Raw genomic sequence first — 24,093 nt, 5'->3', positions numbered from 1 at the left:
TATTTAAATTTTGAAGAGATTTGGTAAAAATATCTTTTTTATTTTAACGTTACTCTACCATCAGAACTCTGTATATATGTTTTATCGCCTATATTTATAAATGCTTTTCTGTCAAGGCTCCCTCTTATAACTAATGCTATGCTATTATATACACATTTCTTATGCTCGCCATTAGTATCATCAAAGCAGGTATAGTCATCAATTGAACCATCTCTGGTTCCTGTTGGTAACTTTTTATAACCATCGAAGTTCATGATGATAACAGTGAAGTTATCTGGGGTGTTGATAATATGATATTTATTCTGAAGCGAATCTTTGTTTTCTAACCACCATTTTAGTTTTCCTTCTGTAGTCATCGGTAAATTTTCTACAAAAACTGCACCATTATCAACTCTGACTATTTTTGCTGGTCTTACAGCAATCCATATGCAATATACTGATATTAACAAAATCAGAACTGCTCCAATCCTTTTGTATTTAAACATTGTTTTCTCCTGTCAATGTTATAGTTGCTTCGAAATTTGTGAAAAATGGCTTTTGAGCTAAATGCTTAGCCCTCTGTAGAACGAACCATATTCTAAAGAAACTAATTGAGTTGAATTTAGCTTTTAAGATATCTTGTTTATCTAAGCCAAAATGGTCTTGTGCTCTGTATTTGATAGTCGCAGTATATTTATTACCCTGGAAGGTCAGGCTTTCTATAGAAATTTCCGTGCTGTTTATGTCATGGACGGTAATGCCCATTCCATTGACGAAATCTTTCCATCTTGTGTATTTTGGTAAACGACTTTTAGATAATACATTTGAAAAATGTTCTTTCGTCAATTGTGACTTATTAAAATCAAATTGCTCGATAGTGTTTTTAATTATGGATAATGTGCTATCGACAGAGTTGTCACGCAAAATGAGATTTCTGTAGGCATTATTCATAAACGGATGCTGAAAATCATTTCCATTACTACGTTGCATGTGATTGAAAAGATTTATGATCAAGCCCTGGTATGGTCCTCGGAAAGAAAAGGCATAGGACTGAGATCGTAGCTCATCATATAACATCGCAATGGCTTTTTCTCTACTAACTGGATGTATAGAATTAGTAGCAGGATGCTGATAGGAGGGACCAAAAGTAGTCCAGTCGATGAAAGTTGATACTTGCCCGAGATGATAATGCTTTTTCAATATATCAGCATCCATGTCGCCACTTTGCATGTCATCAGCATTTCTGTCATTGAATCTTTTTTTTGTAGTGAAGATGATAAGTTTTTTGTCGATTCCTTTCATTCAAAATCAATCCCTTTCAGTCAAATGATTAAGTATTATACATTTTCTGTTTGTGAGGTAAATTAAGAATTTTTTTAACATTTACTATGTTCAGAGTCATTTACGCCCACATAATCATGCAGTGATGAACCTCAGCCGTGAGAGTGGTCGTTTTCTAAGGGGGCATTTTTGGGAGCAGATCACAAATTGAAATAAAAAAATCACATATAGAGCAGTAGACTGGTCAGAAGGTTTGAATCCTGTAGGGGTACCAAATTCTCCCTTCTGAAGCTTCTTAAAGTCTACTAATTCCGCGAATATCAAGGCGTTTAGCCAGGTTAATTTATTCGGATGTCTATTAGCATCTATTGAAAGTCACACTCATCTGGTGTGCAATCCCGTTCTGATCTGCTCCCCTCTAACCGGCATCATAGGCCACCGCGGGTTCAGCCCCTTGAGGTACTTGTGGATACCGTCGATGAACAGCTTCTTGAATGTCGCTTCGTTATCGTTGGTTAGCTTTGCGATATAGCCAGACACCGATAAAGGCCAGCAGAGCAGAAAGCACCGCCTTAACTGCAATCACTGTGAATTCGAAACTATCCATAGCGCCTTCACCATCACCGCTAATGTGGCCTTCTACCAGGGATCTGATGATGCTTTCAGGTATGAGAAACCAGGTTGCGGAGAAGATTATAATAAATATCAGTATTTTCATCGCACTACACACTTTGTGAAATCAGGAACATCAATGCGGCCGTATGCTGGTAATCCTCCTTTCATAAAACCACGTCCCATTCTTACGGCTCCTTGATCGCTGCCCTGATATCCCTTCCGACCAGCGAGTCTATTGGTTATCCCTTCTGTACAGCGCCCCCTCCTCGATGCGCTCTCCGCCTGGCAGAGTACAGTAACCTGATTCACCATCCGGGCCCTTAACTATGTCCAGCTTGCCGCCCATCTTTTCACAATACACAGAGGCTGGGTTAGCCATGCCCACAGCGTGTTGTCTGTCATTATGGGATACACAGGCTGTGAGTAAAAAAGTGGTCGCTGCGATTGTAATTGTTTTCATTTTTAACCTTATCTGAAGAGATTGAGGAGGGTTAATTGTTATATCCACGCTGCTTCATCTCGCGCTGGCTTTTCTGTTTAATTAACCGGCTATTGTGACCCTGGGTAGCCATTGAAATCAGATCATAACCTGGGCTTAATCCCGCCAGTTAGTGTGGATTTATACATGCATCGTGACCATCCGGGATGATTGCAGAAGCCGGACCAGCCAACCGGTATACATCATTTATTACTCAGTCAGACCCGATGAAGTAACTACTGTCGCGGTCAACGCCACCGATAACCGTGAATGCACATATCGAATGTCTCTTCCGTGTCCCCGAGATAATTTTAGCGTTGCAATCTGTCACCTCGCCGTTACGAGGTTTTTATATTTCCGCTTGCCAATAAAAAACCCGCCGAAGCGGGTTTTTATGTTGATAAAGTTTATGCTGCCATCTTTCGGCATTGCTCTGCACAGAGATGGCAGGCTTTTGAGCATTCCTGACAATGGTCATGTTCGTGCTTACCACACTCATCTCCGCATTTCTGACAGACATCAGCGCAAACGCGGCAAAGTTCTTTGGCAAACTCACTTTTTAAGGTCATAAACTGAGCTGCCAGGCGGCATATGTTGGCGCATTGTATGTCCATCCTGATGCATTCACGCATCATTTCAAGCTCCTCTTCAGCCAGGCATGATGCGGCACAGTTATCACAAGCTGCTGCGCAGAGATAGCAGGCTTCGATGCACTTTTTGAATTCGTCAGTCATGTTTCCTCCTTAGCTAAGGTTGACTCTTAAGTCTGAGAAAGATGCCTGATTTTGCAAGAGAGTAATAAGTTAATAACTTTTTCAGCACTTCGCTTACCTGATGATGTGCATCACATTTTTCTCTTACCTCTGGATCGTATCTCATCAGGGTATAGCCAGAGCTGCGTTGGCCACACCAACCGGCTTTCAGCAGCTGTATTGCTGGCCGCTTATTCGTCAGCAATACAGGCGCATCGATAGAGCACTTAAGGAGGGGCAGCCAACGCGGGATTAACGGGTTACACCACAGCAATGACAGCAGCCCAGACAATATCATCGGGCGGTACCGGTGCCGCCCATGTAAACAGGTGGGTTAGCCTGGCTCTGGTTCACTGTGCTATATTTTGCTCGTATCGCAACGGCATTCAGGATGAATCAGATGAGCGAATTTGAGCAAGAACTCTATAATAACGGCTTCTCCGCTAAAGAGGTCGGTAAACTCAAAAGTATTATAAAAAAAGACGAGTCAAAAAAAGATACACTTCAGAGCCTCGTAATTGATCTAAGTAAACGCTTCTGGGGCGGAGTTATTGCTCTTATTATTTTGATGCTTATTGGACTGGATGGCATTTTCAATGCAGAGGCTTCAGATTCCATTCCATATATTGTTGTTCTGACGTTTGCATTCCTTGTGGTCTATTTTGTTACGCCTCTGAACTTAGCATGGAAATCATATAAATTCACCAGAGGATGTAAGCGCTGATTTTTGTCGATTGTTAATTGCCGGATTTTTCGCACTCATTTTATAGTAGTACGATTCTTACAAAAACATAGTGGGTAAATAGAAAATCTTTATTTTGCGATAGCAATCTGATAATAACCATTTAATAATTCTCCAGAAATGATTCAAATCTGTAGGTTATCTGACCTCTCATTATAAAAGGCGATTAAAACAGGGGAGCGCTACGCTGGCGGGGAAAAACATCCTTTAAATATAAAAACGCGGCTAATCATTGCCAGCAATACTAACTTGCCGCTCCCCAATCAAAAGCGGCATCCTTTTACCTCAACGCCACTAACCCGTAACCACACCCGACAAAGCCAGAACCTGTTTCTGTTTCCTGGCGGGCAGCTTATTCAGCTGCGCTAACGCGTTAACCAGCTGCTCATCGACCGGCTCTGGTGGTTTCACGGTCAGCACAATACGGCCCGCCGTGACATTTACTTCTACTTCGGTGCCAGTGGTAAATCCGGCGGTAGCCAGCCACTGGCCTTTCATGATAATCGACGGAATAGGCGCGTAACTGGGATACCGGCTGGCATAACTCACCGTTAATTTGCGCTGGGTAACGGAAGGGGGTTCTGAATTTAAACCAACTGCATTACACTCTGATTCAGTCATGATCTCTATTCTCACTCAATAGTGGTTGTGATTAGCGATACAGGGGTGCTCCAACACCTCTGTATCGCGCTAAATACCTGTACATATAATCAACTAATACGAATAAAGTCCAGATGAAAATCAATGGAAATCAATGAAAATCAGCGAGGCTGCTCTCAATTTAAATGCTAATACTTGCGGCGTAGATCTCAAAATAAAGTAATTAACTGCAATGCTACCAGGCAGCATAAAACAGATAAATGATTTTTTTAGTGGAAATGAAATAATAGTTTTCACCTGGTCACGCTTGTTTATAAATCGCTGTAAATCCTGACGTCAGCGAAATTTTTATCGCGCCCATAACGATTACTGAAACCATAAACGCTGCCACCCAGTATCCCGGATAAAAAAATCCCATACCACGCTACAGCACAGATCATCGTCACACCTTTTTTTCCTTCCGCCGCAATGCCATGATGACCGCTTCAAAACCTCCGCTTACGACAACCCGCCACCGGGCATAAAAAGAGGGAGCACCCCATCATGGAAAGTAAAAATCTGACAGATATTGCTGAGGTATTTCCTCAGTTAGCGATCGATCTGAAATATGCCACCGCCGATAACCTGACCGGCCAGCCGATTTACAAAGACCCGCGCTGTCTGCTGCACGTTGATGCGGCTAAAGCACTGGCAAAAAGCATCGAAATTGCAAACGTTGCGGGCTATACGCTGCTGATCCTCGACGCGTACCGGCCACCCGAAGCGCAGGCAATTCTGTGGAGTGCCTGCCCGAATCAGAACTATGTTGCACCGCTGACGCGCGGATCAAACCACAGCCGCGGCACGGCGGTAGACGTTACGCTGATAGACGAGCGTGGCGAAATCGTGGATATGGGTACCGGCTTCGATGAGATGAGTGAGCACTCCCATCCTTATCATCCTGATGTGGCGGTTCAGGCGCAGCGCAACCGGCTGATGCTCAATGCCATCATGCTGGGTGGCGGCTTTAACGGCATTGCGACCGAATGGTGGCATTTTGAATTGCCTGGTTCCGAAAGTTACCTGCTGATAGACGGCGTATTCGGCTGTTATTCCGCACCGCTGGCTGAAAATATCAGTCTGTGACGGTTTCCGGCGGGCGGAATCAGGGCAGTCAATGTCCAGGTCTGTTATCGCCAGGTCGTTTTAAGCATTGTGAAATATAAAGCAGTAATAGATGAAGAATGGGCAGGGCAGTACGCAGGAGTTACTTAACAGAATTATTGAAATAAGCCGTGGCGGGCGCCACGGCTAATGTTTTAAGCAGACTGCCACTCACTTTCAACATCCGCTTTGGCTTTAGAAAGGATGACTTTATTATCATCAACTTCTTTCACCCAGCTGAATGGAATAATGTGGTGTTTGCCGCCCGCTTCAGGATCGCTTTTCGCCAGCTTAATTTTGTCGTCGCCTTCGAAGTGGTCGACAATCCCGACATGTTCGCCATTCACATCAACAACCTGCGCGTGATCTAAAATCTCTGATTTATCTACCATGGTGGCTTAATCCTTATATTTAATGAGTTCAGTTGCCCTCAGACAAAACAAGCCTGGTTGTTAAATGCTGTTTTCGCCAAGGGATTAACAAAATGAAATAGTTCAGTGAGCTGGACCTGGTCGTTGTTATTTATTGCCGGCAGGAGAATAAAGGGCATATAAGCGAAACCGCAAACAGAGCCGGAGTGTCTGCAGCCACGGGTCTGCTGACCTCACTGCCTGCCACATCGACACCATCAGATTTGCCGCAATCGTCTGCCGCCCGTTCACCAATCAACGCTATGATAATCAGGTCAATCGCCACACCGCAGATCGGCCAGCACGCGGGCGATTTAACTTACCCAAAGGAGTGCCTATGACAACAGTCAGTTCCATTACCACTGAAGGTGGCGTCTGGATTAATCAGCCGCCGGTACACAGTCTGGATGGCGATACGCTGAGGTTCGAAACCGCGCTCAACAGCGATTTCTGGCAGCGTACCTGGTATGGCTTCGAACGGCACAGCGGCCATGCTTTTGGCTTCTGGGTGGAAAACGACTTTACCGTTCAGGTGCAGGTGAGGGCGGATTTCAGTCAGCTCTACGATCAGGCCGGGCTGTTTATTCAGGATAACGAAACGCACTGGGTTAAGGCGGGCATTGAGTTTAACGATGATCAGCCCGCCATTGGCAGCGTGGTGACGCGCGAGTTTTCCGACTGGTCTACCGGCGTGTTTCCTGGCGATGCGCGACAGTTCTGGCTGCGTGCCACGCTGGAAAATGCGGCCTTAAGAATTCAGTACTCCACCGACGGCGTGAGCTGGCCGCTGTTACGGCTCTGCCCGTGGCCCGGTCAGGCACGGCGGTTTGTCGGAGTGATGGGCTGCTCGCCTGAACGTGAAGGGCTGGCGATGAGTTTTACGGACTTCGCTATTACTCCACCGCTCGGCAAAGCACTGCACGATCTCTCCTGACCCAGGCGGCGCATTGCATATCGTCGCAGAATCGGCTTAATTGTCAGGTCAGAATTTGCGGTGACGCGTCGCCCGTGCAAGACGACGCCTTTACAGGGAAAGCTATGCGTTGCGCCACCTCGTTTATCCCGCTGCTGGTCATCAGTTGCTGCGCCGGATGGGCACAGCAGGCCACTGCCGATACCGTCTGGCTGAATAATGGCGATCGGCTGACCGGCACGATTCGTTATCTCAGCGACGGCAAGCTGGCGATAGAGACACACTACGCCGGTACCGTCACGCTGGACTGGAGTGCGGTCAGTACGCTCGCCAGCGAGAATCCGGTGAATGTCGAAAACAAAAAGACCGGCGAACATTATCAGGTGCGGCTCTCCTCATCCGATCCCGGCTATGTCTGGGTGGAACGCAACGAGCAGGAGCAGCAGGTCTCGTTGCGGCGCATTGATGAGTTTATGAAAGCCAAAGTCCGCAGCGATCAGCTTGCCTGGACCGGCAACATCGATGCGGGCGTGAAGGTCAAAAAAGCCTCGACCAAAACTGACGACTACAGCTTCGCGCTTAACACGAAACTGAACCAGGGAAAATGGCGTCACGATATCGGCGCGACCTACAATCGCGAGCAGGAAAACAAGGACATCAATACCGATAACTACAGCCTGCGTTACGCCTTTGACTATCTGGTCAGAGAGCAGTTCTTCTGGCAGACCCGTGCTACCTACAAGCGCGACTGGGTGGAGAATCTGTCACGTCAGGCGCTGATCGGCACCGGGCCTGGTTATCAGTTGTGGGACACCGAACTCGGCGCGTTCTCACTCTCGGTGCTGGGCGGTGCCTTTGAGTATGGCTACAGCGATGACCGGGAAGAGCGGCACTTTGGCGGCTCGCTGCGCTGGAACTATCAGCGCTATCTGCTGGGCAAGTCGGTCACGCTTTACAGCAATGGCGATGTCGGCCATTCGCTGGATGATGACGGCGTATTTATGCTGGATGCCGAAGTCGGCCTGCGCTACAGCCTGACTTCGTGGTCAACGCTGCACGTAGGCTATCACCGTAATCTGGTCAGCGGCATACCGGATACCCTGAACGAAGGCATTTTCTCTACCGGATTGGGGCTGAAGTGGTAAGCCGCTGATCGAACAGCGTCGCAGCAAATCCTTACGGTTTTTATCCGGTTACAGGCGCGGGATTGGCTAAGCTGCATGTACTGTCACAACGGGAAAGCAGAAGATGATCGTAAGCAGCAGGGTGTATCGTCCGGGATGTGCGGGCGAAGAGGTCGAAGTCGATGATATCAGTGAAGTGATCAAAGAGCCGGAAGCATTTATCTGGCTCGGGCTGTGGCAGCCAGACGCTGAGTTTATGGCGAAGATTAAAGAGGAGTTCGGCCTTCATGAACTGGCGGTTGAGGATGCGCTCAATGCCCATCAGCGACCTAAAATCGAACACTATGGCGAATCGCTGTTTATCGTGGTGAAAACGGTGTGCGCTAAGGATGACAGCTGCGAACTGGGCGAAACGCATCTTTTTGTCGGAAAAAACTTCCTGATCAGCATCCGTCACGGCGCCTCTGAAAGCTACACCCCGGTGCGGCAGCGGGCGGCTGAAAACCCGGCGCTGCTGAAGTTTGGCCCCGCTTATCCGCTCTACTGCCTGCTCGATTTTATTGTTGATCGCTATGCTGAGCTTTCTACCTCGCTGAATGAACGGGTCGGACAGATGGAGAACGATCTCTTCACCAGTGAATTTGATCGCAAGTCGGTGCAGTCGGTCTACACCGTGCGGCGTCATCTGCTGAAACTGCGCAATGCGGCGCTGCCCGTGGAGGAGATCTGCAATCAGCTGATCCATCTGCATGAAGATCTGATCCCGCGTCCGCTGCGCGCCTACATCCGCGACGTGCAGGATCACGCCCGCCATGTCGTCACCGACGCGGAAGATATGCGCGAAATGCTGACCAGCGCCATGCAGGTCAATCTGGCGCTGGTGACGGTGCAGCAGAATGAAGTGGTGAAAAAGCTGGCAGGCTGGGGTGCGATCCTGGTGATCCCGACCGTAGTCTTCAGTATGTATGGCATGAACTTCGAGCATATGCCGGAACTGAAGTCGCTGTATGGCTATCCGCTGGCGGTAGGGCTGACCCTGCTGGCCTGCGGTGGGCTGTGGGCCAAACTGCGTCGCTCCGGCTGGCTGTAAACTAACGGAATCGCACGCTGCGGCTTATTCTGTCGCTACGCTTAGGCTTATTTAAGCGTAGCGATGAATAAGATGCGTTAATAATCCTGTCTCTCAGTAAAATAAGATAATTATGATGTAAAATAAGCCTGTTATCGCTCCGCTTATTTATTGCATGCTGCTGTTGATCTGGCCGGTTTTTTATTTTTTCGCTACGCTGATAATACAATCTTATAACCCGACCATCCCGGCGAAATAAATTTTGCAGCGCTGATCTGTGGCAACGCATCTTTATCCGGAGAAAGGCTGATGATCGAACGAACTCGCCGTCCGCGCTTATTAACATCAGGACATTGCCCGTCGCTGCCTGCGCGTGGCGCGGAGGGAAAGCCCGATTGTGAATGATCACGACTGGGTGTTAATGATTGCCCGGACGCAGTTTGCGCTAACCATGGGCATGCACATTACGCTCGCAGCACTGACGCTGGGGCTGGCCCCTTTTCTGGTGTGGTTTGAAGCGCGCTGGCTGTGGGGAAAACAGCAGGCCGCCCGTGATGCGCTGCATTTCTGGCTGACGATTTTTTCCCTGACGGTAGCGATCGGTGCGGTCTCTGGTGTGGTGATGGAATTTCAGTTCGGAACCCACTGGGCACGCTTCTCTCATCAGGTGGGTGGCGTTATCGGGCCGCTGATGTTTTATGAGGTGCTGGTCGCCTTTTTCCTTGAGTCGGCCCTGACCGGCGTGATGCTGTTTGGCTTCAATAAAATCCGGCCAGGCGTGCATTTTGCTGTGACCTGTCTGGTGGCGGTCGGGGCGCTGCTTAGCGCGTTCTGGATTCTGGCTGCAAATTCATGGATGCATACGCCGGTCGGTTTCACACGCGATCAGAACGGTGTTTTTCTTGCCGAAAGCTGGCAGTCGATATTGCTGGCCCCTTCGTTTCCGTGGCGCTTCAGCCATATGGTGGTGGCGTCGCTGATTGCAGTAGCAGTGATGATCATGGGCGTGGCGGCGTGGCGGCTGCGTCATTTCAGCGGAGAGGCTGCTTCGCGACTGATGCTCAACAGCGCGCTGACCTTTCTGTTGTTTGCCGTTCCACTGCAGATCGTACTGGGCGATCTGCACGGTGAAAACACCCGCGACTATCAGCCCGCCAAACTGGCCGCGATTGAAGGTGGCTGGCATCCTCCTGCGCCGGGCGAGGGCGAACCCCTGCGACTGTTTGCGCTGCCGGATCAGCAGGCGCAGCGCAACTATCTGGAGATTAGCCTGCCCAATCTTGGATCGCTCTATCTGCGGCACAACCTCTCCGGTCATATTAAAAGCCTGAGCGAATTTCCTGCGGATGCGATTCCACCGGTGTTACCGGTCTTTTTCGCTTTTCGCCTGATGGTGGGGCTTGGGCTGATCATATTGCTGACCACACTGGCTGCGAATTTTCAGCGCTGGCGTGGACGCATGGCGGTATCAGGGCGCTTGCTGTGCTGGATGACCTGGCTTTCACCGGCAGGCTTTATTGCACTGCTGTCAGGCTGGGTGGTGACTGAAGTCGGGCGTCAGCCGTGGACGGTTTATGGCATGGTGCGAACAGCACAGAGCGTCTCACCACTGGCCCTGAGTACCACACTGAGTATTTTCCTGGCGGTACTGATGATCTACGGCCTGGTGTTCGCCCTCGGCTTACGCTATCTGCTGCGTCGGGTTAAAGGTGAACTCCCCTCGGGTGAGCCGGTGGTCATTGAGCTGAAAACGCCCCATTAGGAGTCGCTATGGCCGATTTGTCTGCGATGATCATCTGTCTCTCTTTGCTGCTCTACCTGTTACTGGATGGCACCGATCTGGGCGTGGGTATGCTGTTTTTCTGGTTTCACGACGATCAACAGCGTGAACTGATGACGCACAGCATTCTGCCGGTCTGGGATGCGAATGAAACCTGGCTGGTGCTGGCCGCGGGCGGTTTACTGGCACTGTTTCCACCGGTCTACAGTCTGCTGCTCAGTGAGTTGAGCGCGCCGCTGTTCACCATGCTACTGGCACTGGTGATGCGGGCGATGGCGCTTGAGTATCGCGCCCAGAGCAGTACCCGGTTACGCCGCTGGCTCGACCGCATCATGGCCAGTTGTTCGGCACTGGCGACGTTTATTCAGGGCTGGTGCGCCGGCATGATCATCAGCGCTCAGCCTCAGACCGGGCTGCCCGATGGGCTGAGCCTGGTTCCGCTGATGAGCGGAGCGGGATTAATGGCAATCAATTCGCTACTGGCCTGTTGCTGGATCGGCTGGCGAATCGGCGACAGAGTGCAACCCCTGGCGGAAGCGCAAAGCTGGTTATGGTGGCTGCTGGCGCTGATAATTTTTCTGTTCGAACTCTATTTTAACGCCGATATCTGGCAGCAGAGCTGGCAGCGACCGCTGGGAAAAGTAGCTGGCGTGGCAATCGTCACGCTATGGATCGTTTTGCCGTTGGCGCTCTGGCGAGCCAGGCCGCTGCTACAGCTTATTGTTGCACTGATGCTGATCGGGGCCGTGTTTATCGGGTTGCTGTGCGGCCTTTATCCGTGGCTGGTGCCGCACCAGTTCTCCATCAGTGAAAGCGCTTCATCGCCGGTCACACAGGGATTCGTGCTGGTGGGCGCAGCGATTGCCATGCCGCTGACGCTGCTCTATCACAGCTGGTCGTTCTGGATTGAACGGCGCGCTAAATGACCCAGGTCAGCTATGCTTCAGGCAGCGAGCCGTTGAGGCTGGCGTGCTTACAGGAGGTCGTCGCAGGGTGAAAAAAGATTACACAGGCAGTCGGGATTACCCGATAAAAGAAGATATCCGCTGGATACGTCGCGAATGGCTGATTCAGCGCATCGGCGAATACGTCCTGATTGCGCTGGTGATTCTGGGGGCCTGCGGATTGTTTTCTAAAGGGGTGTTGAGTAACGGCAGCGCCGCATCGCCAGATGGCGCGATTCAGGTCGAATATGAACGTTTTGGCCGGGTTGAGAGCAATATGGACATGCGTATCCGGCTTAAATCACCGCCGGCTGAGCGGTTCAGCATCATCATTGGTAACGGCGCGCTGGATAATTTGCAGATTCAGACCCTGCAACCGCAGCCACTGGAGGCGATCACCCTTGGCAGCGATCTGCGGCTGACCTTTTCGTCGCGTGATACCGGTCCGGATCACGCGATCTGGCTGGGTCTGCAGCCCCGCAATCCCGGTCACATTGCTGTCAGCGTCAGCAGCGGCGATCATCCTCCGGCCCGTTTCAATCAATGGATCTATCCCTGACAGAGGCGCTTTATGGAAACGGTATTACGTGCGGCGGGTATCTATCTGGTGCTGATGGTGGTGATCAAAATCGCCGGCAGACGCACCCTGCTGCAGATGACCTCTTTTGATCTGATACTGCTGTTGATCATCAGTGAAGCAACCCAGCAGGCGCTGCTGGGCGACGATTTTTCGGTGACCGGCGCGGCGCTGACCATTATTACGCTGGTGACGATTGATATCGTGCTGGGCAAACTGAAAAACCGTTTTCCGGTGGTGGAGCAGGTAATCGATGGCGGCCCGGTGATCCTGGTGGAGAATGGCAATCTGCTGACCGAGCGCATGAAGATGACCGGCATCAGTCCTGATGATGTGCTGGAGGCGGCGCGATCCGGGCAGGGGCTTGAGCGGTTTGATCAGATTAAATATGCCGTGCTGGAGGTTAACGGCCATATCTCGATTATTCCCCGAACCGATAACCAGGCCTGACAGGCGATCGCCCTGGCCTGACAGGAGAGTGCCGGTGCCGGGCAGGTTACGCATGCGTGATTTGTTATGCTGCACCAGGCCATTGACGCAGCACGCATTATTACCGCGTCACGCTGCGCCTGTTCTGCCGCTTCCCTTGTAATCCTGTCGATTTCGTTCAGACTGAGTATTCCACTCATGCTTTATCATCAGAGCTGGCCTGACTATCAATCAGCGTTATGCTTTTATAGTCAGGATTAAATGAATGAATTTACGCGATTTACCTTCTACCCGGTTACCGGCTGGCATATTGGTCCCCTGAACACCCATCAGGCACTGGTAGTGAAATTCGGTTATATCGATCCCGACGCCCCGCGTGAACAGGGCCCGCAGGAGACCCTGTTTCTGGGACTCACCCTCGACATGGCGAAAAAGCTGGTCGCCAATCTTTCCGAACACATCGATTACGCAGAAAAAAAGAGCACCCAGCACTAGTTTCTCACCGCGATTGGTGACGACGCCCACGGTCGGTCTGTTTTGCTGCGCTGTCGCCCGGTGCATAAACCTGTAGTGCACTGGCGATCAAACGAAAATGCGCGGGTGTCTGACCGATAATCTCACCATCTGCATTGATGTAATGGGGACGGCGCGTCTCAATCGTCAGCTCCGTGGCGCTGAATGCCCGCACGTTACGCCAGCGACCGTGAGTGCCGCGCCGCAGAAAGGGCAGCAATGCGATGAGCTGCCAGCTATGCTGTAGCTCCAGACTGTAAACATCCAGCAACCCATCATCCGGAGCGGCACGCTGTTCCACTGTCATGCCACCCCCATAAAAGCGTCCATTGCCCACCGACACCTGAACCGTTTTGATCGGCGTCCGATGGCCCTGATGCACCAGCGTAGCGCTGAAGGGACGGCTCTGCCGCAGCACCCGCAAAGCCGCCAGTGCATAACCGCCCACTCCCCAGCGTTTTTTCGATTCCGCCGTGAGGTTGCGCGCCAGTTCCACCGAAAAGCCGATGCTGGAGACGTTCAGAAACAGATGCTGATTCACTTCACCCAGGTCCACTGCGCGCAGCTGCCCTTCAGCGATAATCTTTATCGCGGACTCCAGGCTGGCAGGAATGCCCAGCGTACGGGCAAAATCGTTGGCGGTGCCCAGCGGTAAAATACCCAGCGGCAGGCCGGTCTGCATCAGCCCCGGCGCGGCCGCATTAAGCGTGCCGTCGCCACCGCCGACGATCACCGCATCAACGCGATGGGCATACGCCGCGATTAATTCGCTGTAGCTGCGGGTATCATCTCTGGCCGGTTGCAGCAGGGTGAATCCGGCCTGAGCCAGCAGCGACTGTGCGCGGCTGGCCTCGGCGCGTCCTTTGCGTGAGCGCTGATTAATCAGCAGCAGGGCAGTTTTCTCCTGTTGAGACATACTTTTGCGTTATCCCGATGTCAAAATGGCTGTAACGAGACGGCAAGTACAGCACTGGCCTGACCGGTGAACAACCCTGCTTGCGCTACTTTACGTAACCTGTTGAGTGCCATAAGCAGCGATAAAGATCGTCTACACTGCTAAGGGTCAGATCCACACTGAGGAGTTGCGATGACAGAACACGAATTCAGAAAATTGTTAGCCGAACAGGGTTTTGACGAGCCTCTGTTGATTGAGCGTGCAGCCGACGCCCAGTTTGATAATCACGTACATCCCTTTGAAGCACTGGCACTGATTCTCAGTGGTGACATCACCATCAGTACCGAACAAGGCGATACCACCTACCATCCCGGTGAGACATTTCATCTGCAGCCCAATGAACTCCATCGTGAGGCGTTCGGGTCGCAGGGCGTACGCTATCTGGCGGGACGTAAATATGAGTGACTGGCAATCAGCATGAAGGTTTCTGACGATCTGTTTACCCGGCTGGCACGCTCGCCGTTCCGCCAGCGTTTTCGTCTGGGACGCGCGGAATATGATTATGCGAGCAGCAAAGGCGAGCCGGTATTGCGCCAGCACGCCGCTGAGTTTGTGGCACAGCGGCTGGCGCCTGCGCAGCCTGAGAATGATGGCAAGCAGACGCCGATGCGCGGCCATCCGGTGTTTATCGCTCAGCACGCCACCGCAACCTGCTGTCGTGGCTGTCTGAGCAAGTGGCACAACATCGGACAGCACCAGCCGCTGAGCGCGGAACAGGAGGCCTATGTAGTGACGGTGTTACTGCAGTGGATCACCCAGCAGATGCAGCAGCCTGCACCGCCTGCTCGCGTCACCCGAAGCCAGCCGAAACCGGACGACGATCCGCAACTCGCACTTTGGTAATGGACGAAAAAGCTACAACCGGCGGCTTTTTCTGGTGAAAACTGGCCCTTTTTCATTCCTGGTTTATTCTTAAATCTTTCCTGGGAACACTATGCCAGGATTAAAACCTACACGGCAACGATTCATACAGAGGGAATTATGAAGAAATCAATTATTGCACTGTCTGCTATTTTGCTGGCCTCGCCGGTATTTGCTGCTACCACCACAGACAACACCGTTGCGGAAGCGCATAAAGGCGCCGATACCGCGAAGGAAAAACTGCATCAGACCCAGAACGAAGGCAAAGAGCTGAAGCTGAAGTCTGAGCACGCCGCTGAAGGCAAAAGCGATACCACCGGCAGTAAAATCACCGAAGGTACGCAGAAAGGCTGGCACAAAACCAAAGAAGGCACTGAGAAAGGCTGGGATAAAACCAAGCAGGGTGCTGAAGATCTGAAAAACAAAGCGACTAACTAATTCGCGGTTGTTCTCAGGTTAAAAAAACCCACCGAAAGGTGGGTTTTTTTATGGGTGATAAAGCCGACTCGTAATGCCCCTGGCAGCAACGCATAAGCTCAACGCGCAGGGAACACGGTCAGAAGAGGAAAGCGTCCCGCGCCTGGGACAAAAACGCCGGGAGCGTTTTTGAACAACGCAAAGCGTTAGCCCGTTTACGGGCGCACCTCAGGGATGAGGTGCGTAATCGCGCGGGCCGAGCATGCCATGGATGGCGGGTTTTGCGCCTTTCCGATCTGACCGTGTTTCCTGAGCAGGCCTCGCTCTCACTGCGATACTAACCTGAGTTTGCCTGGCACGGATTACGCTTTCTTTTCCGCTGTTTCTTTCTCCGAGGCGGCTAACGCCGCGACTTTCCTTTCCGTCTCTGCAGCCGCATCGGCGGAGGCCGCCGCCGCTTCAGCCGCAGCCTCTGCCGCAGTATCGGACTGTTTCTTACCTTCTTCGATAAACTCTTCGTCGATGGCTTCGATGTTTTCGCGGTTATCGCGTCCGGAGAGCAGGTTCCAGCAGGCGATAAACAGGGCGGCAATCACCGGACCGATAACAAAACCGTTGATGCCGTAAATCTCCATGCCGCCCAGCGTGGCGATCAGAATCAGATAGTCAGGCATTTTAGTGTCTTTGCCGACCAGCAGCGGACGCAGGATGTTATCCACCAGTCCGACAATCACTACAAAGAAGCCCACCAGGAACAGCCCTTTCCACAGAGCACCGGTGGCGAAGAAGAAGATCGCCGCAGGCACCCAGATAATGGCGGAACCGACTGCCGGAATAAGAGAGAGGAAGGCCATCAGTGCGCCCCACAGCAGGCTGCCGTCGATACCGGTAAACCAGAATGCCAGCCCGCCGAGAATACCCTGAACAATACCGACCACCACCGTGCCTTTCACCGTCGCACGCGCCACGGCCGCAAACTTCACCATCAGGTGATGCTTCACGTAGGTTGAGAGCGGCAGCGCTTCCAGGATCAGATGCACCAGATAGGAGCCATCTTTCAGCAGGAAGAACAGCAGATAAAGCATCACGCCAAAGCCGACGGTGAAGCTGAATGTCCCTTTACCGATGATAAAAGCGCTGCCTGCCACATACTGACCGCCCTTGAGGGCAAACGAGGAGAGCTTCTGCTGAATCTGTTCGGCGTTATCCAGGTTATTTTCAGCCAGATAATGTTTTGCCCAGCGCGGCAGATGCTGCAACAGATCGGCGAAGACCGCCGGGAACTGCGCCGAATTGGTCTGCAGTTTGTGATAGACCGCATTGGTTTCGACGACCAGCGATGAGGCGATAATGGCCAGCGGTGTGAACACAATCAGACAGATACAGAGCAGGGTAATCAACGCGGCCAGGCCATTGCGTTCGCCCATTCGGACCCGCAGATACGTTTTCAGCGGATGGAAAATCACCGCCAGAATCGCCGCCCATAAAATCGGCGAGAAATAGGGCGAAAGCACCTCGAAAAAAGCGAGGGTGGCGATAGCCAGAATCAAAATGAAAAACCCGATGTTCAATCCTTTAAAACGCATGGAAAAACCTCATCTCGAACAAACTCTGATAAACCCGACGCGCGAATTTTCTGTGTCTGGCTTTGCTTATGCGGCGGCCTCGTCACTGATTATCGGTCAGGCTTTGCTTTTTAAACGCTGCTGATGACAGCATCATGCTGGCTAACTGTTTGAAAGGTCTGGCAGAAGTGATGAACGGGCAATGTGCGTTCGCTGCGTGACTTCTTATAGGTAACACGCTGCAACTGACAGCAGCGCGCTGGATCCTACATTAGCGTAGCGGTTTCGACCATTATTGGTAGGTCAGAGACTCATGATCCCGGAGGATGCTGCCGATAACAGTGTTAACTGGATAAAAAACAGGCAATGAAAAATGAGTAAACAGAGCGTTTTAATTGTGCTGCTGACGCTGGTATTAAGCGGCTGCGCCACAAAGCAGTATCCGCAGGCGTCCGCGGTCACCCCGGAAGAGACGGCGATGCTGAATTGCAGCGCGCTGGATCAGGAGCTGGTGAAAGCGCACAGCGTGCAGAGTGATATTGAGCAGACCGGCCAGTTCGATGCACTGACCGTACTGGGCTTTGTCGGGGATTTCGGGCTGGGCAATGGCATTGCGAAATACAATGCCAGCCAGAAGGCGGAGCGGCGACTGACTCAGCTGCAGTCGCTGAAAGCCGCGAAGTGCAGTCAGCGGCTTTCGTAGCGACTGCGCCGGGTCAGCCGAGCGTCCGCTCGCTGACATGCTGCAGCCGGACATTTTCGGCGGCGCGTTTACCGGCAAGGAAGGCGTGATCCGAGTTGTAATATTCCCACTCGCTGTAGCGGCCTGACAGATGAATGTCCTGGGTCAGCAGCCACTGGCGGATCAGCGCCACGTTAGCGCTGCGCGCATGGTCATAGACCACGTAGGCGTAGGGCATATCCACCTCTGAGGCGCAGAGCAGCGGATCGTCCGCGGTGATCATGCCAACTCTGATGCAATCCTGACGGCAGCGCTCAATCAGCGCATCCCCCGCCAGCGACAGCGGATTGGCCGCGTTATAGGTGATTTCGCAGGTTAAGCCGAAACCGCCCGGCGGGTTGCAGTGCGGACTCGCATTGCCCTGCACAAAGATGCGGTGAAACAGCGTATCGCCAGGATAGTAAATCCAGTGCTTTTCGGTCAGGTCAGCGCGGCCAATCCCCAGATTCACGCAGCGCACCGAGACAAACTGCAGCTGCTGCGCCGCCCGTTGCACACTCTCCGGCACCTCGTCGCCCATCAGTTTAATCAGCTCCGGCAGCGGCATGGTGCTGATTAATTGCTCATAACGGTAGTGGCGACCATCCGCCAGCAGCGCGACGTGCGCCTGCGGGTAGAGGCGGGTCAGGGTGGCATCCGTTTCCAGCGTACATTTCAGGTGCGGCAAAAAGCCGGACATCAGGGCCTGGAAACCACCGCGCAGCGGATAGCCGAAACGGGCGTTGGGGCCAACCGGCTTCGCCAGCGGTTGCAGCGCGCCATCAATGATCTGCGCCAGGTCGGGCAGCGGCACGCGTCCGCCCAGCCACGAGGTTTCCATGTCGGTCAGCGGCACCTTCCACAGTTTCTGGTTGTAGGGCAGGGCGAAGTGACGCGCGATGCCTTTACCCCAGGTGCGCATAATAAAGTGCTGGAAATCCTCTTCGCCTTCCACCACGCCTGTGCTGCTGCCCTCATCGGGGATCGCGCCATCCGCACAGCAGTCCCGCCGCGCCCGTGCACGGTCCAATGGGACAGCGGCGGCGGCCGTTTCACCATAACGCGCCTCGATAGCGCCCAGCACGCACTCTTTTACCACCTCGACCGGCAAGCCGTGCAGCGCGGACTGGAAAGGATAGCGGGTATAAACGCCGTCGCTGTAGACCCAGGCTTCACGCGTCTGCCAGTGCAGGTTGTCGCCCAGCAACATCTCATACAGCTGTAACACGTAGGGATCCTGCGAGAACATAATGTGACCGGCATAGTCGAAGGTAAAACCCTGATCGTCAATTGAGCGGCACCAGCCGCCAGGGGTGCTATTTTTCTCCAGCAGCACCGCGCCTTCGCCGTAATGATAACCGGCGCTCAGCCCGGTTGGCCCGGCTCCGATAATCAGGCAGGGCACGGCTTCACTCTCCAGCATCAATGGGGTTAACGGCGTGATATTCGCCTGTGCGCTGCCCTGGCTGACCGAACTTAGTGCGGGCTGACGTTGCGTCAGCGCCTGCTGGATCAGTCCATGAATCTGTTCAGCGGTGCGATCCCATGAGGTGGCGTCGACCTTTGCCTGCATCCGTCCCGCCAGCGCCAGCCGTTCTGCGGCACCGATCGCCATCGCCTGTTCACAGGCGGCAATAAATTCAGCGTGGCTCTCTGCCACCGCCACTTCCTCTGCGTAATGCCGCGCTACGTCAATAATCGCGGTACTGACAATCGGCAGCTGCGCCGCCATATACTCCAGCACCTTGGTCGGTGAGATGTAGCGCGTCGAGGCATTGATGGCAAACGGCATCAGACAGACATCCCAGCCTGCCAGAAACTGCGGCAGCGCCTGATAGGGCTGCTGTCCGAGCCAGTGAATATTGTCGCGCTGCGGCAGGCTGGCGGGATCAATTTTTACCACCGGGCCAACCATAATGATCTGCCATTCGGGGTGGCTGTCCGCCAGCGCCGCAATCAGCGGCAGGTCTATGCGCTCATCCAGCACGCCGTAATAGCCAAGACGCTGTGCCGGAATCGCATCCTGCATCGGATGACGATTGCTGCGATCGCGCGCCTGCTCAAAGTGGATAGCATCAACGCTGCTGGGAAAGCAGTAAACCTGAGGATGTTTGTCACGTTTCGCTTCATAGAGGCTGGTGCCGCCGGTAAAGACCAGATCGGCGCGGGTCATCAGCGCGGATTCGCGCTGCTGTAGCTGGCGCGGTGCATTCTGAAAAGCGGAAAGCTCATCCATGCAGTCGTAAATCACCAGTGACGGATTAAAAGGGGTCAGCAACGGCAGCGCCATCGGCGTATAGAACCAGATCAGCGGCTGTTCATCTTCCTCCAGCAGCGGCGTCAGCAACAGCAGTAGCGGGGCGATCTGGCTGTCGTGGAAACCAGGCGCGTCGCTGTCGGTATGCGGCTGGATCACCGTGATGTTAGCGGCAGGCGAGCTCTGATGCAGGCCCTGTGGCCCCGCCTGCCAGACCGGCTCTTCGACAAACAGCACGCGATAGTGCTGTGCCAGTCTTGTCAGTAGCTGCTGCGGACGCTGAAAAACAAATCCCCAGCGTAAATGGCTGAAAACAATGAGAACAGGTGGTTTCATAGGGTGCTCCTGACAGGGGTGTTTTGAGGAGTGGATGTGCTGCAAAAAGCGCTGCGCCTGACGTAATGCGTCGGCATAAGGCTGCTGTAGCTGGCGGGCATAGGGATCGGCCCCCAGCAGATCGAGATCCCACAAACCGCTGCGGGTCCAGAAAGTCGTCTCCTCCCATAAGGGACGATCGAGGATCGGATAGAGGCAGATGCCGTGCAGCTCAACGCCTGCCAGTTGCGCCTGCGCAACCTGCGCGGCGATCTCAAGGATCCAGCTTCCGCGTCCGCTGCCGACGTGGCTGGTTTCCGCCAGCAGCAGTGGCCGCTGATAGCGCTGCCAGACCTGTTGCAGCATCCGATGCAGCGGCAGGCGTCGGCTGTCGCCCAGATGCCAGTAAAGCCGCCGGTTTGATCCCTGCTCCCACTGATTGTCGTGGTAGTAATTCACGCCAATCAGATCGAGATAGCGTGGGGCGCCCCCCAGTTCCGGGTTGCGCCTGCCGCTCAGCATGTCCCATGCCTGATACTGGGTGTCACACATCTCACGTGCCAGCACGTCGCTGGCCGGATCGGCGGGATCGGGCACGATATGGATCAGTGGATCACAGTGCAGCAGACGGGCTCGCGGATCGGCCAGCCAGATGGCATCACAGGCTGCCAGCGTAGCGCGCACCAGCTGCTGCTTGGCGGCATCCGCCCGATCCGCCTCAGCGATCGCCTCACAGGTGAACAGCCCTACCGAGATACCCCAGCTGACAAAGGAGATCTCATTCATCGGAGAGTAGACCGGCGCCTGCTGATACCAGGGGGCCAGGAAGCGGGCCAGTGCGCCACAGAAGGCGGCGAAACGGCTGACAAAGTCGTGGTCAAACAGGCTGACGCCAGCGGGCCAGCCGTAGTGGCAGATTGTCCAGCTCAGCTGAATGCCCTGCTGCTCTGCGGCCTGCATCCGGGCCGCGACCGTCGAGAAGTCATAGCGGCCATCGTGCTCACATAACCGCCAGCCGACGCTTTCGCGCACTGTGCGAATGGAAAAGGGGGCCAGCGCGGCATAATCCTCTGCTGCACGCGCCTGATGCTGGTTAAGATCGTTCATCGACAGCGCAAGGCCGGCAGGATTGATATGATCGGCACCTTCGTAGCCGGCCTGCCAGAAACTGGAAAAGGGCGTCATGGCATCTCCCGAAAAAAAGCAACACGCTTCCCGCTGACGAGCCGTCGTGAAACGGGTCAGGGCGTTAGGGTATGCATTGCAGACTGATCGATCTGACCACTCTGAACGGACGGGCGATCCATGCCATAAGCCACAGACACTGAGTTGCAGGCATCAGGGCCTGTCGCGGTGTGGACGAGTGAGATAGCAGGTACAGACCAGTGACGCTATCGGCAGAAAAAGGCTGGCTTCTCTGGATGTTAACGGGGTTTACGGAAGCCTTACTGGAAAGTATAGGCAGTAAGGTTTGCTTCGCAATTTATTGAAGTAAAAAGAAAAAAGCGCAGCGGTAAAATTTATCCAGCCATAAACAGGAAGTTTTAACCTGCGGTTTTGCAAATGACTCGCTAAGCGCAGCGTGAACAGAGTCAGCGCCATTTTCAGCTTTGTTAACCTTTTCCTCAACATGCAGAGAGGTCAGACTCGCCTGCTTTCGCGTTACAGCTTCGCTTGCCTTTTAGCGGGCTGGCGACAAGATTTACTTATCACTGGCCTGAATCTGCGGGTCATCAACGGGTGATGCGACGATGCGCGCCCCCTAAAACAGGATGTTTTACAGACTATGTTCTCATTCGACTGGCACCGTTTCTTACTTAACGATCAACCGGCCACCTTTTTGTTTGAGGTGGTGGTACGGGTCATGATCGCCTATCTGGTGGTGTTCACCTTTCTGAAAATCTCAGGACGACGCGGTGTGCGCCAGCTGTCGCTGTTCGAGCTGGTGGTGATCCTGACGCTGGGTTCCGCGTCTGGTGATGTGACATTTTACGATGATGTGCCGGTGCTGCCGGTCATTATGGTGTTTGTAGTCCTGCTGGCGCTCTACCGCTTCACGACCTGGCTGACGGCGCACAGCCCGCGTTTTTCACGGTTTATTCAGGGCGACGTGATTACCCTGATTAAAGAGGGATTGTATGTGCTGGAGAGTCTGGATCGACTGAATATTTCCGAAGATGAGTTTTATATGGAGTTGCGCCAGAGTGGTGTGGAGCATCTGGGGCAGATCCGGCTGGCGCTGGTGGAGGTTGATGGTCAGCTCAGCCTCTACTTCTACGATGACGATGAGATGCGCGCCGGGTTAAGCGTACTGCCGCCCGAGCATCGGCAGGATTACAGCACTGTACCGGTCAGCGCGCTCTATGCCTGCACCCATTGCGGCCAGACGCAGATCATTGAGGCTGAGCAGCAGGCAGTCTGCCCGCGCTGTCAGCGACAGCGCTGGTCCGCGGCACTGACCGTGCGTCGGCTGCATTAGTCGCCAGCATCCGCTCCGTGTTCAGGACTTGTCGCGTTTGCATCAGCCGGGTTAACGTCGGCGAAGCAGGCACTGAGCGGGCGCTTTTGCTGCCCACCGGCAGCGAAATTATCCGCACTCAGCCAGGCACTCAGGGCGCGCTGAACATCCGGCCATTCACGGTCAATAATTGATAGCCAGTCGGTATCGCGATTACGTTGTTTACGCGTCATTACCTGACGAAAACGGCCCTCAAAGCGGAACCCCAGCCGTTCTGCCGCGCGTCGTGATGCGATATTGGTTGAATCACAGCGCCACGCCACCCGCCGATAGCCGAGCGAAAAAGCCTGTTGCAGCAGCAGATAAATCGCCTCGCTGCCGATGACACTGCGCTGCATCAGCGGCGACCAGGTGACGTGGCCGATTTCAAGCGTGCCGTGTCCGGGCTCAATGCTGGCGAAGCAGACCACACCGCAGGGCTGCTGATTTGGCGAGCAGACCGTGAAGGACACCAGGGCTGCATCTGCCACTTTATCCGCAATCCAGCGCTGCATCTGCGGCAGAGAGGCGGGCCGCTCCGCGCTCAGCCAGGTCCAGTCGCGATCATCCGGTGCGAGCATAAATGCCTGCAATAGCGGTTCTGCATGATCGATGCTCAGCGGCAGGAGAAGGCAGTGCTGACCCGTGAGTGGCATACAGGGTGGCCTGTTGACCGGTTGCCAGTCGGGCAGAGCCTCACCCACCGGCTGATCAAACTGATTGAGGTTCAATAGCATTCTCCTGAAAGAAAACGGACGGTTAGCCGGGAAACTTATGATGCCGGGCTGACTGGCTATCCTGAACCGCGGTTAAACCCGTCGCAGTTTGTTCCCGCTTACCACAAAACTTTGCCTGTTACTGACAGAAAATGAAAACCCTTCGGGCAGCATAGCGGCACCATTACCAAAGAGGTGTGCGTATGAAAGTGAGGCTGGCCAGTGCATTACTGTTTTTGCTGCTATCGTTTGGCGCGTTTTCACAACAGGTGATCAGCGAAAGTCATCCCCATTCACGCAGTGCGCGAGTGCTGGAGCAGGGCAGTCAGGTGGATACGGCGGATTCGCCGGATGAACATCTGCTGGAGAGGCGGGAGTGGCGAAGCAGCCTGCAGCGCAAGCCGTTCTGAGATGAGATCCCCGGCGGAGAACGGCCGGGG

General features: G+C 53.5%; 27 protein-coding genes. 16 read left to right on the top strand and 11 right to left on the bottom strand.

What is annotated here, in order from left to right:
* Positions 1 to 38: 38 nt before the first annotated feature.
* From ACR8BN_RS14065 to ACR8BN_RS14045, 5 genes are all read right to left on the bottom strand, one after another.
* On the bottom strand, positions 39 to 485 hold the full coding sequence (locus ACR8BN_RS14065) for a DUF943 family protein (RefSeq protein WP_425029115.1): 447 nt from the start codon (positions 483 to 485) through the stop codon (positions 39 to 41).
* Positions 478 to 1,281: a DUF3289 family protein gene (locus ACR8BN_RS14060; RefSeq protein ID WP_434747037.1), complete on the bottom strand. Its 804-nt coding sequence runs from the start codon at positions 1,279 to 1,281 to the stop codon at positions 478 to 480. Before ACR8BN_RS14060 ends, ACR8BN_RS14065 begins: the two co-directional genes overlap by 8 nt.
* A gap of 484 nt (positions 1,282 to 1,765) precedes the next feature.
* Positions 1,766 to 1,978 carry a hypothetical protein gene (locus ACR8BN_RS14055; protein ID WP_031592123.1) on the bottom strand — a complete coding sequence of 71 codons (213 nt, stop codon included), beginning with the start codon at positions 1,976 to 1,978 and terminating at the stop codon, positions 1,766 to 1,768.
* A 129-nt stretch (positions 1,979 to 2,107) separates the two neighbouring features.
* Entirely contained in the window at positions 2,108 to 2,221 is a 114-nt protein-coding gene (locus ACR8BN_RS14050; RefSeq protein WP_434747591.1) for a putative hemolysin, read from the bottom strand.
* 539 nt (positions 2,222 to 2,760) lie between these two features.
* A complete protein-coding gene (locus ACR8BN_RS14045) occupies positions 2,761 to 3,087 on the bottom strand; it encodes a four-helix bundle copper-binding protein (protein ID WP_109653474.1) in 327 nt (108 codons plus the stop codon).
* A gap of 418 nt (positions 3,088 to 3,505) precedes the next feature.
* Here ACR8BN_RS14045 and ACR8BN_RS14040 point away from each other — a divergent pair, with 418 nt between their 5' ends.
* Positions 3,506 to 3,829 (top strand): hypothetical protein, encoded by a 324-nt coding sequence (locus ACR8BN_RS14040; RefSeq protein WP_434747036.1) that lies wholly within the window; start codon positions 3,506 to 3,508, stop codon positions 3,827 to 3,829.
* Positions 3,830 to 4,141: 312 nt separating this feature from the next.
* Here ACR8BN_RS14040 and ACR8BN_RS14035 read toward each other — a convergent pair whose 3' ends face one another.
* On the bottom strand, positions 4,142 to 4,468 hold the full coding sequence (locus tag ACR8BN_RS14035; RefSeq protein ID WP_434747035.1) for a SymE family type I addiction module toxin: 327 nt from the start codon (positions 4,466 to 4,468) through the stop codon (positions 4,142 to 4,144).
* Between the two features lie 522 nt (positions 4,469 to 4,990).
* Here ACR8BN_RS14035 and ddpX point away from each other — a divergent pair.
* Positions 4,991 to 5,572, top strand: coding sequence for a D-alanyl-D-alanine dipeptidase (ddpX, locus tag ACR8BN_RS14030; RefSeq protein ID WP_208002357.1), 582 nt, complete (start codon positions 4,991 to 4,993; stop codon positions 5,570 to 5,572).
* 173 nt (positions 5,573 to 5,745) lie between these two features.
* On the opposite strand, the gene ACR8BN_RS14025 is transcribed toward ddpX, so the two are convergent.
* Complete coding sequence (locus ACR8BN_RS14025) at positions 5,746 to 5,982, bottom strand: DUF2171 domain-containing protein (protein ID WP_003854080.1); 237 nt, start codon at positions 5,980 to 5,982, stop codon at positions 5,746 to 5,748.
* 355 nt (positions 5,983 to 6,337) lie between these two features.
* Between ACR8BN_RS14025 and ACR8BN_RS14020 the strand changes: the two genes are divergently transcribed.
* The 8 genes from ACR8BN_RS14020 to ACR8BN_RS13985 all read left to right on the top strand — a co-directional run bounded on the left by ACR8BN_RS14020 (position 6,338) and on the right by ACR8BN_RS13985 (position 13,331).
* Complete coding sequence (locus ACR8BN_RS14020; protein WP_434747034.1) at positions 6,338 to 6,934, top strand: DUF1349 domain-containing protein; 597 nt, start codon at positions 6,338 to 6,340, stop codon at positions 6,932 to 6,934.
* Between the two features lie 104 nt (positions 6,935 to 7,038).
* Positions 7,039 to 8,058: a DUF481 domain-containing protein gene (locus ACR8BN_RS14015; RefSeq protein WP_434747033.1), complete on the top strand. Its 1,020-nt coding sequence runs from the start codon at positions 7,039 to 7,041 to the stop codon at positions 8,056 to 8,058.
* 103 nt (positions 8,059 to 8,161) lie between these two features.
* A complete protein-coding gene (locus tag ACR8BN_RS14010; protein WP_010259025.1) occupies positions 8,162 to 9,127 on the top strand; it encodes a magnesium and cobalt transport protein CorA in 966 nt (321 codons plus the stop codon).
* 376 nt (positions 9,128 to 9,503) lie between these two features.
* Positions 9,504 to 10,868 carry a cytochrome ubiquinol oxidase subunit I gene (locus ACR8BN_RS14005; RefSeq protein ID WP_424997799.1) on the top strand — a complete coding sequence of 455 codons (1,365 nt, stop codon included), beginning with the start codon at positions 9,504 to 9,506 and terminating at the stop codon, positions 10,866 to 10,868.
* Between the two features lie 8 nt (positions 10,869 to 10,876).
* Positions 10,877 to 11,812 (top strand): cytochrome d ubiquinol oxidase subunit II, encoded by a 936-nt coding sequence (locus tag ACR8BN_RS14000; protein WP_069025926.1) that lies wholly within the window; start codon positions 10,877 to 10,879, stop codon positions 11,810 to 11,812.
* 67 nt (positions 11,813 to 11,879) lie between these two features.
* Positions 11,880 to 12,389 carry a hypothetical protein gene (locus ACR8BN_RS13995; protein WP_039391242.1) on the top strand — a complete coding sequence of 170 codons (510 nt, stop codon included), beginning with the start codon at positions 11,880 to 11,882 and terminating at the stop codon, positions 12,387 to 12,389.
* Between the two features lie 12 nt (positions 12,390 to 12,401).
* Positions 12,402 to 12,857 carry a DUF421 domain-containing protein gene (locus ACR8BN_RS13990; RefSeq protein ID WP_031593243.1) on the top strand — a complete coding sequence of 152 codons (456 nt, stop codon included), beginning with the start codon at positions 12,402 to 12,404 and terminating at the stop codon, positions 12,855 to 12,857.
* A 240-nt stretch (positions 12,858 to 13,097) separates the two neighbouring features.
* Positions 13,098 to 13,331 (top strand): hypothetical protein, encoded by a 234-nt coding sequence (locus ACR8BN_RS13985; protein ID WP_031593242.1) that lies wholly within the window; start codon positions 13,098 to 13,100, stop codon positions 13,329 to 13,331.
* Positions 13,332 to 13,335: 4 nt separating this feature from the next.
* On the opposite strand, the gene ACR8BN_RS13980 is transcribed toward ACR8BN_RS13985, so the two are convergent.
* A complete protein-coding gene (locus tag ACR8BN_RS13980; RefSeq protein ID WP_208002354.1) occupies positions 13,336 to 14,265 on the bottom strand; it encodes a lipid kinase in 930 nt (309 codons plus the stop codon).
* A 171-nt stretch (positions 14,266 to 14,436) separates the two neighbouring features.
* Between ACR8BN_RS13980 and ACR8BN_RS13975 the strand changes: the two genes are divergently transcribed.
* The 3 genes from ACR8BN_RS13975 (at position 14,437) to ACR8BN_RS13965 (ending at position 15,603) form a co-directional block, all read left to right on the top strand.
* Positions 14,437 to 14,709, top strand: coding sequence for a cupin domain-containing protein (locus ACR8BN_RS13975; protein WP_031593239.1), 273 nt, complete (start codon positions 14,437 to 14,439; stop codon positions 14,707 to 14,709).
* 12 nt (positions 14,710 to 14,721) lie between these two features.
* Positions 14,722 to 15,147, top strand: coding sequence for a DUF4186 domain-containing protein (locus tag ACR8BN_RS13970; RefSeq protein WP_424997800.1), 426 nt, complete (start codon positions 14,722 to 14,724; stop codon positions 15,145 to 15,147).
* A gap of 138 nt (positions 15,148 to 15,285) precedes the next feature.
* Positions 15,286 to 15,603: a hypothetical protein gene (locus ACR8BN_RS13965; protein WP_010259015.1), complete on the top strand. Its 318-nt coding sequence runs from the start codon at positions 15,286 to 15,288 to the stop codon at positions 15,601 to 15,603.
* A 341-nt stretch (positions 15,604 to 15,944) separates the two neighbouring features.
* Here the strand turns inward: ACR8BN_RS13965 and ACR8BN_RS13960 are convergent, their stop codons facing one another.
* On the bottom strand, positions 15,945 to 17,168 hold the full coding sequence (locus ACR8BN_RS13960; protein ID WP_311967181.1) for an AI-2E family transporter: 1,224 nt from the start codon (positions 17,166 to 17,168) through the stop codon (positions 15,945 to 15,947).
* Between the two features lie 352 nt (positions 17,169 to 17,520).
* Between ACR8BN_RS13960 and ACR8BN_RS13955 the strand changes: the two genes are divergently transcribed.
* Positions 17,521 to 17,850 (top strand): hypothetical protein, encoded by a 330-nt coding sequence (locus ACR8BN_RS13955; RefSeq protein ID WP_010259013.1) that lies wholly within the window; start codon positions 17,521 to 17,523, stop codon positions 17,848 to 17,850.
* A gap of 13 nt (positions 17,851 to 17,863) precedes the next feature.
* On the opposite strand, the gene ACR8BN_RS13950 is transcribed toward ACR8BN_RS13955, so the two are convergent.
* Positions 17,864 to 21,625, bottom strand: coding sequence for an NAD(P)-binding protein (locus ACR8BN_RS13950; protein ID WP_434747032.1), 3,762 nt, complete (start codon positions 21,623 to 21,625; stop codon positions 17,864 to 17,866).
* 601 nt (positions 21,626 to 22,226) lie between these two features.
* Between ACR8BN_RS13950 and ACR8BN_RS13945 the strand changes: the two genes are divergently transcribed.
* Positions 22,227 to 22,919, top strand: a complete 693-nt coding sequence (locus ACR8BN_RS13945; protein WP_039391253.1) for a DUF421 domain-containing protein — start codon at positions 22,227 to 22,229, stop codon at positions 22,917 to 22,919.
* Here the strand turns inward: ACR8BN_RS13945 and ACR8BN_RS13940 are convergent.
* Positions 22,916 to 23,668 carry a GNAT family N-acetyltransferase gene (locus ACR8BN_RS13940; protein WP_064704631.1) on the bottom strand — a complete coding sequence of 251 codons (753 nt, stop codon included), beginning with the start codon at positions 23,666 to 23,668 and terminating at the stop codon, positions 22,916 to 22,918. The two genes, ACR8BN_RS13945 and ACR8BN_RS13940, sit on opposite strands and share 4 nt — an antisense overlap.
* 188 nt (positions 23,669 to 23,856) lie before the next feature.
* On the opposite strand from ACR8BN_RS13940, the gene ACR8BN_RS13935 reads away from it, so the two are divergent.
* A complete protein-coding gene (locus ACR8BN_RS13935) occupies positions 23,857 to 24,063 on the top strand; it encodes a hypothetical protein (protein ID WP_031593233.1) in 207 nt (68 codons plus the stop codon).
* The last annotated feature ends 30 nt before the right edge of the window (positions 24,064 to 24,093 follow it).

The sequence above is a fragment of the Pantoea sp. Lu_F5_004 genome, from assembly GCF_051136245.1.
Lineage (GTDB): Bacteria > Pseudomonadota > Gammaproteobacteria > Enterobacterales > Enterobacteriaceae > Pantoea > Pantoea agglomerans.
Note: the sequence above shows the minus strand (reverse complement) of the source record. Positions and strands in the feature narration are given on the sequence as shown.

What these genes read in the sequence shown, in the direction of transcription:
- ACR8BN_RS14065 (WP_425029115.1), bottom strand. Translation starts at nt 485, where the DNA reads ATGTTTAAATACAAAAGGATTGGAGCAGTTCTGATTTTGTTAATATCA.
- ACR8BN_RS14060 (WP_434747037.1), bottom strand. Translation starts at nt 1,281, where the DNA reads ATGAAAGGAATCGACAAAAAACTTATCATCTTCACTACAAAAAAAAGA.
- ACR8BN_RS14055 (WP_031592123.1), bottom strand. Translation starts at nt 1,978, where the DNA reads ATGAAAATACTGATATTTATTATAATCTTCTCCGCAACCTGGTTTCTC.
- ACR8BN_RS14050 (WP_434747591.1), bottom strand. Translation starts at nt 2,221, where the DNA reads ATGGGCGGCAAGCTGGACATAGTTAAGGGCCCGGATGGTGAATCAGGT.
- ACR8BN_RS14045 (WP_109653474.1), bottom strand. Translation starts at nt 3,087, where the DNA reads ATGACTGACGAATTCAAAAAGTGCATCGAAGCCTGCTATCTCTGCGCA.
- ACR8BN_RS14040 (WP_434747036.1), top strand. Translation starts at nt 3,506, where the DNA reads ATGAGCGAATTTGAGCAAGAACTCTATAATAACGGCTTCTCCGCTAAA.
- ACR8BN_RS14035 (WP_434747035.1), bottom strand. Translation starts at nt 4,468, where the DNA reads ATGACTGAATCAGAGTGTAATGCAGTTGGTTTAAATTCAGAACCCCCT.
- ddpX (WP_208002357.1), top strand. Translation starts at nt 4,991, where the DNA reads ATGGAAAGTAAAAATCTGACAGATATTGCTGAGGTATTTCCTCAGTTA.
- ACR8BN_RS14025 (WP_003854080.1), bottom strand. Translation starts at nt 5,982, where the DNA reads ATGGTAGATAAATCAGAGATTTTAGATCACGCGCAGGTTGTTGATGTG.
- ACR8BN_RS14020 (WP_434747034.1), top strand. Translation starts at nt 6,338, where the DNA reads ATGACAACAGTCAGTTCCATTACCACTGAAGGTGGCGTCTGGATTAAT.
- ACR8BN_RS14015 (WP_434747033.1), top strand. Translation starts at nt 7,039, where the DNA reads ATGCGTTGCGCCACCTCGTTTATCCCGCTGCTGGTCATCAGTTGCTGC.
- ACR8BN_RS14010 (WP_010259025.1), top strand. Translation starts at nt 8,162, where the DNA reads ATGATCGTAAGCAGCAGGGTGTATCGTCCGGGATGTGCGGGCGAAGAG.
- ACR8BN_RS14000 (WP_069025926.1), top strand. Translation starts at nt 10,877, where the DNA reads ATGGCCGATTTGTCTGCGATGATCATCTGTCTCTCTTTGCTGCTCTAC.
- ACR8BN_RS13990 (WP_031593243.1), top strand. Translation starts at nt 12,402, where the DNA reads ATGGAAACGGTATTACGTGCGGCGGGTATCTATCTGGTGCTGATGGTG.
- ACR8BN_RS13985 (WP_031593242.1), top strand. Translation starts at nt 13,098, where the DNA reads ATGAATGAATTTACGCGATTTACCTTCTACCCGGTTACCGGCTGGCAT.
- ACR8BN_RS13980 (WP_208002354.1), bottom strand. Translation starts at nt 14,265, where the DNA reads ATGTCTCAACAGGAGAAAACTGCCCTGCTGCTGATTAATCAGCGCTCA.
- ACR8BN_RS13975 (WP_031593239.1), top strand. Translation starts at nt 14,437, where the DNA reads ATGACAGAACACGAATTCAGAAAATTGTTAGCCGAACAGGGTTTTGAC.
- ACR8BN_RS13970 (WP_424997800.1), top strand. Translation starts at nt 14,722, where the DNA reads ATGAAGGTTTCTGACGATCTGTTTACCCGGCTGGCACGCTCGCCGTTC.
- ACR8BN_RS13965 (WP_010259015.1), top strand. Translation starts at nt 15,286, where the DNA reads ATGAAGAAATCAATTATTGCACTGTCTGCTATTTTGCTGGCCTCGCCG.
- ACR8BN_RS13960 (WP_311967181.1), bottom strand. Translation starts at nt 17,168, where the DNA reads ATGCGTTTTAAAGGATTGAACATCGGGTTTTTCATTTTGATTCTGGCT.
- ACR8BN_RS13955 (WP_010259013.1), top strand. Translation starts at nt 17,521, where the DNA reads ATGAGTAAACAGAGCGTTTTAATTGTGCTGCTGACGCTGGTATTAAGC.
- ACR8BN_RS13950 (WP_434747032.1), bottom strand. Translation starts at nt 21,625, where the DNA reads ATGACGCCCTTTTCCAGTTTCTGGCAGGCCGGCTACGAAGGTGCCGAT.
- ACR8BN_RS13945 (WP_039391253.1), top strand. Translation starts at nt 22,227, where the DNA reads ATGTTCTCATTCGACTGGCACCGTTTCTTACTTAACGATCAACCGGCC.
- ACR8BN_RS13935 (WP_031593233.1), top strand. Translation starts at nt 23,857, where the DNA reads ATGAAAGTGAGGCTGGCCAGTGCATTACTGTTTTTGCTGCTATCGTTT.